General features: G+C 33.6%; 8 protein-coding genes. 7 read left to right on the top strand and 1 reads right to left on the bottom strand.

What is annotated here, in order from left to right; genetic code table 11:
* The first annotated feature begins 109 nt into the window (after positions 1–109).
* The 6 genes from J5G60_RS19245 (at position 110) to sdaAA (ending at position 4915) form a co-directional block, all read left to right on the top strand.
* Positions 110–214, top strand: coding sequence for a dihydroxyacetone kinase subunit DhaK (locus J5G60_RS19245; protein WP_207708009.1), 105 nt, complete (start codon positions 110–112; stop codon positions 212–214).
* Between the two features lie 33 nt (positions 215–247).
* Entirely contained in the window at positions 248–898 is a 651-nt protein-coding gene (gene dhaL, locus J5G60_RS15280) for a dihydroxyacetone kinase subunit DhaL (RefSeq protein ID WP_150357916.1), read from the top strand.
* A 16-nt stretch (positions 899–914) separates the two neighbouring features.
* Complete coding sequence (dhaM, locus tag J5G60_RS15275; protein ID WP_150357917.1) at positions 915–1310, top strand: dihydroxyacetone kinase phosphoryl donor subunit DhaM; 396 nt, start codon at positions 915–917, stop codon at positions 1308–1310.
* 623 nt (positions 1311–1933) lie between these two features.
* The gene (locus J5G60_RS15270; RefSeq protein ID WP_150357918.1) at positions 1934–3265 is read left to right on the top strand and encodes an APC family permease; all 1332 of its coding nucleotides are present in this window, start codon (positions 1934–1936) and stop codon (positions 3263–3265) included.
* A gap of 90 nt (positions 3266–3355) precedes the next feature.
* The gene (gene sdaAB, locus J5G60_RS15265; RefSeq protein ID WP_150357919.1) at positions 3356–4039 is read left to right on the top strand and encodes an L-serine ammonia-lyase, iron-sulfur-dependent subunit beta; all 684 of its coding nucleotides are present in this window, start codon (positions 3356–3358) and stop codon (positions 4037–4039) included.
* Positions 4040–4042: 3 nt separating this feature from the next.
* Positions 4043–4915 carry an L-serine ammonia-lyase, iron-sulfur-dependent, subunit alpha gene (sdaAA, locus tag J5G60_RS15260; protein ID WP_150357920.1) on the top strand — a complete coding sequence of 291 codons (873 nt, stop codon included), beginning with the start codon at positions 4043–4045 and terminating at the stop codon, positions 4913–4915.
* Between the two features lie 145 nt (positions 4916–5060).
* On the opposite strand, the gene J5G60_RS15255 is transcribed toward sdaAA, so the two are convergent.
* On the bottom strand, positions 5061–5264 hold the full coding sequence (locus J5G60_RS15255) for a cold-shock protein (RefSeq protein WP_106011167.1): 204 nt from the start codon (positions 5262–5264) through the stop codon (positions 5061–5063).
* A gap of 283 nt (positions 5265–5547) precedes the next feature.
* Here J5G60_RS15255 and J5G60_RS15250 point away from each other — a divergent pair, with 283 nt between their 5' ends.
* Positions 5548–6735 carry an MFS transporter gene (locus J5G60_RS15250; RefSeq protein WP_150357921.1) on the top strand — a complete coding sequence of 396 codons (1188 nt, stop codon included), beginning with the start codon at positions 5548–5550 and terminating at the stop codon, positions 6733–6735.
* Positions 6736–6763: the final 28 nt, after the last annotated feature.

Genomic DNA, 6763 nt, shown 5'->3' with positions numbered 1-6763 from the left:
AAATATACTTTTGTATTTATTTATATTATGTATTTGTAATTGTAAATGTACCAAAATAGTCATGCTTTTATAATAGAATATTCACACCTATATTATATTTTGATAAGATATAGGTGTAATATATAAGTGTATAGAAAAGAGTAAAGTTGTATTTGTAAGTGGGGGAGAAAGTGGGCATGAACCGGCTCATGCAGGATATGTTGGAAAGGTTTAAAGTAATGTAAATATGTAGGGAGATAGACGTATTATGAGTGTAAATGGAAAGCAGGTAAAAGAAATAATAAATTCTATAGCAGCAGTTATAAGCGAGAATAAAGACTATCTGACTAAATTAGATGCAGATATAGGAGACGGAGATCATGGTTTAAATTTAGATAGGGGGTTTACAGCTGTAAGAGAAAAGTTAAAGGAAGAGGATGAAAGCGATATAGGCAATATTTTAAGAGTTGTTGGTGTGACATTGCTTTCGAAGGTTGGAGGAGCTTCGGGTTCACTTTATGGTACGGCTTTTATGAAAGCGGCAGTATCAGTAAAGGGAAAAAATGCTGTTGATGTGAATGATTTTCTTATTATGCTTAAAGATGCATTGAGTGAGATTAAAGTGAGGGGAAAGGCAAATATGGGAGATAAAACTATGGTAGATTCCATGGAATTAGCAGTAAATTCCCTTGAGAATTCATTAAATCAAAAATTAAATACTGTAGAGGCACTTAAAAATGCAAAAGATGAAGCCTTTAAAGGAGTGAATAGTACTAAGAGTATAAGAGCAAGAAAGGGAAGGGCAAGTTATTTAGGGGAAAAAAGTATAGGACATCAAGATCCTGGTGCCGTTTCTAGTTATCTTATGCTTAATGTTATTTATGAAGAAGTGAGAAAATTAGCAGCTAATTGCTATTGATAAAGAGGTGACTTTTATGGTTGGTATTGTAATTGTATCTCACAGCAGCAAAATTGCTGAAGGAATAAAAAGCTTAGTTGAGCAGATGTCTCCTGGAGGCAGAGTTGTATCTGCAGGTGGAACATCAGATGGAAGGCTCGGTACAGATGTGGAAAAAATAAAAAATGCTATATTGGAGGTATACTCAGAAGATGGAGTAATAATATTATTTGATTTAGGCAGCGCTTACATGAATACTCAAATGGCCATTGAATTTCTAAATGAAGATATTCAATCTAAAGTAGAAATAATAGATGCGGCATTGGTGGAGGGTGCATTAGTAGCTGTAGTGGATTCCAGTATAGGTAAGACAAGAGAAGAAATAAAGGAAGATTTAAAGTTGCTGTGTATCAATAAGATACCAGGTAAGTGAACTTAAAATAAATTAGAATAATGAATATTCTAATTTATTTTTTTGAATAGTTAAATTTAACAGTTAATTAAATAATATACGTCGTTAAATTGTTTCGGTAACTGTATAGTACGAGAAGATTATTTTTTCAAGAATTTTGTTGTATAAATTAAATTAATGTGATATGATGAAAATGAAAAATGAAAAACAATATATCAAATATGTATTTTATACGCGAACGAAACTTAAAGTAAAACGTTTAAATAATAACTTTGTATAAAAACTTGTTAACATAGCTAAACTTTACGTTTTTATATATTAAACAGCTATACTGAATTTTATAAGACATATATAGATAAATTTGATACTAAATCTGTCATTAATTTCATTATAGCATTTTGTTTTGTAATTTATTATGCTTTTTAAAATAAATAATAAATTTAAAATTTTAGAAAATACAGGTTGATTATTGAAAAGGTATTGTAAAGCATTAATATATTATTTATTATATTCATTGTAGATAAGGTTTGAATATCCGCTGTTTTGTGGATATAGGGATTCATAGTTATAAAATGAATTGATGTTTTTAGAATAACTGAATCAGTAATTGTACTTGTGTAAAAGACAGGGAGGAAATCAAAAAAATGGGCAAAGATGAATTAAAGAAGAATCTGGGTTTAGTACCTGCTCTTGCTTTGGTTATTGGTATAGTTATAGGAGCTGGAGTATTTTTCAAGCCTACAGCTGTATTTACTGCCACCGGAGCACCAGGACTTGGATTAATAGCCTGGATACTTGGAGGTGTAATAACTATAGCAGGTGGTCTTACTGCAGCTGAAGTTTCTGCAGCAATACCGAAAACGGGAGGAATGATAGCTTATTTGGAGGAGACATATGGTGATATGTGGTCATTTTTGCTGGGATGGGCACAGACCATAATATATTTTCCAGCTAATGTTGCTGCCCTTGCCATAATATTTGGAACCCAGGCAGCTTCACTATTAGGCATGTCTGATTCAGCCATAGTTCCAATAGCTATTATAGTTAGTGTATTTTTAATAATCATGAATTTATTTGGATCTAAAACTGGCGGAGTCATACAGACAGTTTCAACTATCTGTAAGTTAATACCTTTAATTGCAATTATAATAATAGGACTTATAAACGGTAATGGAGGAACAGTGAGATTGCTGCCAATGGTGGCTCAGAATCATCCTATAGCTACAAGTTTGGGATCTGCCCTTGTAGCCACGATGTTTGCTTATGATGGATGGATAAATGTAGGAGCTATAGCTGGAGAAATGAAAAATCCAAAAAGGGATTTGCCAATAGCTATTGTAGGCGGATTGTCATTGGTAATGGCTGTTTATTTACTTATTAATGTGGCTTATTTGTTTGTACTGCCGGCAAGTGCCCTAGCAGCAACAAAGACACCGGCAGCAGCTGTAGCAAATGTAATATTTGGACAAGCAGGTGGGAAGATAATAACTATAGGAATATTGATATCGGTATTTGGCACTATAAATGGATATGTACTTACAGGTATGAGAGTACCTTATGCCATGGCTGTGGAAAACAAGTTACCGGGAAGCAAATGGCTGGCAAAATTGACTCCGAATTCCAAAGTACCTGTAAACAGCGGCATATTGTTAGGAATCATATCCATAATACTTATATTTTCAGGTAAATTCGATCAGTTGACAGACTTGCTCATATTTGTAATTTGGATATTCTATGTAATGACTTTCTTTGCCGTATTTGTTCTCAGAAAAAAGAGACCGGATATGGAAAGACCTTATAAGGTTCCTGGATACCCCATAGTTCCTATTATAGCAATACTTGGAGGACTCTATATAATATTTAATACGCTTTTTACCCAGCCTCTAAATGCAGGTTTGGGCTTGGGTGTGACGCTTATAGGGCTGCCTGTTTATATGGCTAGAAAGAATAAATTCACAAGAAATAACGAAGATTAATAAATAGGATTGACAAATATAAAAACACTATTAATAGTGTTTTTATATTTGGACTATTTTCATGTGAAAATTGGAGGGACGATGTAAAAAATGAGAGAATATAGTGTTTTTGATATATTGGGACCTATAATGATAGGACCATCGAGTTCACATACCGCAGGGGCAGCAAGATTAGGGAAAATTGCAAGTACTATAGCAGGTGGGAAAATTCGAAAAGTACAGTTTTTTCTTCATGGTTCCTTTGCAAAAACTTATAAGGGACATGGTACCGATAAAGCATTGGTTGCTGGAATATTGGGCATGAATCCATGGGATCAAAATTTAAAAAATTCTATACAGCTGGCGAAAGAAAAAAATATAGAAATTGAATTCATCGAAACAGATTTAGGAGATGTACATCCCAATACGGTTAAATTTGTAATAACAAGAGAAGATGGCAAGGTTTCGGAAATAATGGGTTCGTCTATAGGTGGGGGCAATGTTGTTATAACTGAAGTTGATGGAGATAAAATAGAATTTACAGGAGTTTATCCTACTATATTGATAAATCATGTAGATGTGCCAGGCATGGTTGCCAAAGTATCATCAGTACTTTATAAATATAAGATAAATATAGCTTTTATGAGGGTATACAGAGAAAATATAAAGGGTGCTAAAGCAGCCATGGTATTTGAAGTAGATGATTTTGTCTCAGATGATGTAGTTGATGAAATAAGCAAAATACCTAATGTACACAGGGTTAGAGCTATAAATCCTATAAGTGAGGAGGAATAATCCATGGTTAACACGGGAAAAGAACTGATAGATATATGTCAGAAGAAAAACATGAAGATTTGGGAATATACAATTGAACAAGAGGCGATATCTACTGAAAAAAGCAAAGAAGATATTTTTAAAAATATGAAGAAAAGTTTTCAGGTGATGAAAGATGCAGCAGAGTGCGGGGTGCGGCATAAGGTAAAATCGGTAAGTGGCCTTATAGGAGGAGATGCGTATAAATTAAATGAATACTGCAGCCAGGGAAAAACATTAACTGGAACGTTTATGGTAAAAGCTATGGCAAGAGCTCTTTCCTGCTCGGAAATAAATGCTGCTATGGGGAAAATAGTAGCTGCACCTACAGCGGGATCCTGTGGAATAATACCGGCAACTATAATAACAGCGGGAGAAAAATTGAATAAAAGTGAAGATGAATTGATTCAAAGCCTTTTTACAGCGACTGGAATTGGAATAATAATAGCTAAAAATGCAACTATGGCAGGAGCAGAGGGCGGATGCCAGGCAGAATGTGGTTCAGCTTCGGCTATGGCATCGGCAGGTGTAGTTGAGATGATGGGAGGTACTCCACAGCAGGCATTAAATGCCAGTGCAATAGTTATAAAGAACATACTTGGATTGGTGTGTGATCCTGTAGCGGGTCTTGTGGAAATACCCTGTGCAATGAGAAACGCATCTGGAGCTGTCAATGCATTGACTACTGCTGATATGGTTATGGCAGGTGTAATCAGCAGGATTCCTTTTGATGATACTGTTTCGGCAATGTATAAGGTAGGTAAACAACTTCCCTGTGAACTCAGAGAGACAGCCCTTGGTGGGCTTGCAATTACGGAAACTGGACTTAAATTAAAAAGAAAAGTACTTGGCAAATGATTAGATCTCTAATTCTAGAGAAATTATAACTTGGAGTTTAACTCCAAGTTATAATTAAATATAAAAAACCACCCTCTATAGAAAGGTGGCAAAACATTACATTCATTTATGTTAAGATGTTTTTTGTTATATTGTAAAATTTATATTATAATTTTACAACATTGGCAGCTTGAAGACCCTTTGGTCCTTCTTCAACATCAAATTGAACTTTTTGACCTTCTTCAAGATTTTTTCTAGGTTCATCACTTTGAATTGCGGTAAAGTGTACAAAAACATCATTTTCGCCTGGCACTTCAATAAATCCGAATCCTTTTTCTGAATTAAACCATTTTACTGTTCCTGTTTTCATTTATTATCCTCCTAAAGATAAAACACTTATAATTGATATATCTGATTTTGTATATCGGTGTTTATTAATTCTATTAGTATAACACAAAAATATGATATTAACAAGAAGCTATATAGTATTAACTAACAACCTTATTATACATTAAATTTGTCATATGATCAAAGAAATTTTAAAATTTATGTTGTAAATTTATAATTTATTGACATGTAACTGAAAATAATATAAAATTATTAAATTGCTTAAAATCAAAAAGTATATTCTTTAGAAGAAAGAGGTAGTTCTTATGCAAGATCACAATGGAATTAGTAAAAGCATAGACCCCGATCTAGTGCGGATTATGGCTATAATTTGTGGAGCTACGGTAGCTAATCTATATTATAATCAGCCATTATTAGGTGAACTATCCAGAGAATTTAATGTATCTGTAAGAAATATAGGACTTGTATCTACTTTAACCCAAATAGGTTATGGAATGGGGATGTTCTTCATTATGCCTTTAGGGGATATTTTAGAAAGAAAAAATATGATTTTAAAATTATTGTTGGCTTCAGTTATATCACTGATCTTATTTGCGTCTTCAAAGAATTTGAATTGGCTCATTGTATCTAGTTTTTTAGTTGGATTTACAACAGTAATTCCACAACTTGTTGTTCCTTTTGCTGCAGAACTTTCTGCTCCCAGAGAAAGAGGAAAAGTTTTAGGAACAGTTTTAAGCGGTCTTCTGGCAGGAATTTTATTGGCACGTACTATAAGCGGATTTCTAGGGGCGCTTTTAGGTTGGAGAAGTGTGTATTATATTGCTTCTATTCTTATGATAGTTTTATATGTAGTGGTGAGTAAATCTTTCCCAAAAAATGAGCCTAAATTAATAGAATCCTATAAAAATATAATGATTTCCCTAAAGGATTTAGTTAAAAATGAACCATTGCTTAGAGAGGCATCTTTAAGTGGCGCTATGATGTTTGGAGCTTTTAGTATATTTTGGACAACTCTTATATTTTTCCTAGAGTCCCCAATTTATAATATGGGAAGTGAAGCTGCTGGATTATTTGCCCTGTTGGGAATAAGTGGTGTTATTGCAGCACCTATAATAGGAAGACTTAGTGATAAAAAGAGTGCTAAGTTTGCTGTAGGGGTTTCTATTTTTTTTGCCGTAATGGGATTTATAGTGCTTTTTATATTTGGAAATAGAATAGCAGGATTGATTTTAGGACTAATATTATTGGATTTAGGTACCCAATCAGGACAAGTTTCTAATCAAACACTAGTACATAGTCTTTCTCCGGAGGCAAGAAATAGATTGAATACAGTTTTTATGGTAGCTTATTTTACGGGTGGTGCATTGGGATCTTTTGCGGGAACCTACAGCTGGAACTTATATGGCTGGAAAGGGGTCTGTACGGCAGGTTTGGCATTTTTAACTGTAGCTGTCATTAACCATGTGGTACATACTAAAAAAATTTTAAAATAAACTTGAAAAATAAAATAAAATATTATAT

It is taken from the genome of Clostridium sp. HV4-5-A1G (genome assembly GCF_900184915.1).
In the GTDB taxonomy this organism is placed as follows: Bacteria; Bacillota; Clostridia; order Clostridiales; family Clostridiaceae; genus Clostridium_B; species Clostridium_B aromativorans.
Note: the sequence above shows the minus strand (reverse complement) of the source record. Positions and strands in the feature narration are given on the sequence as shown.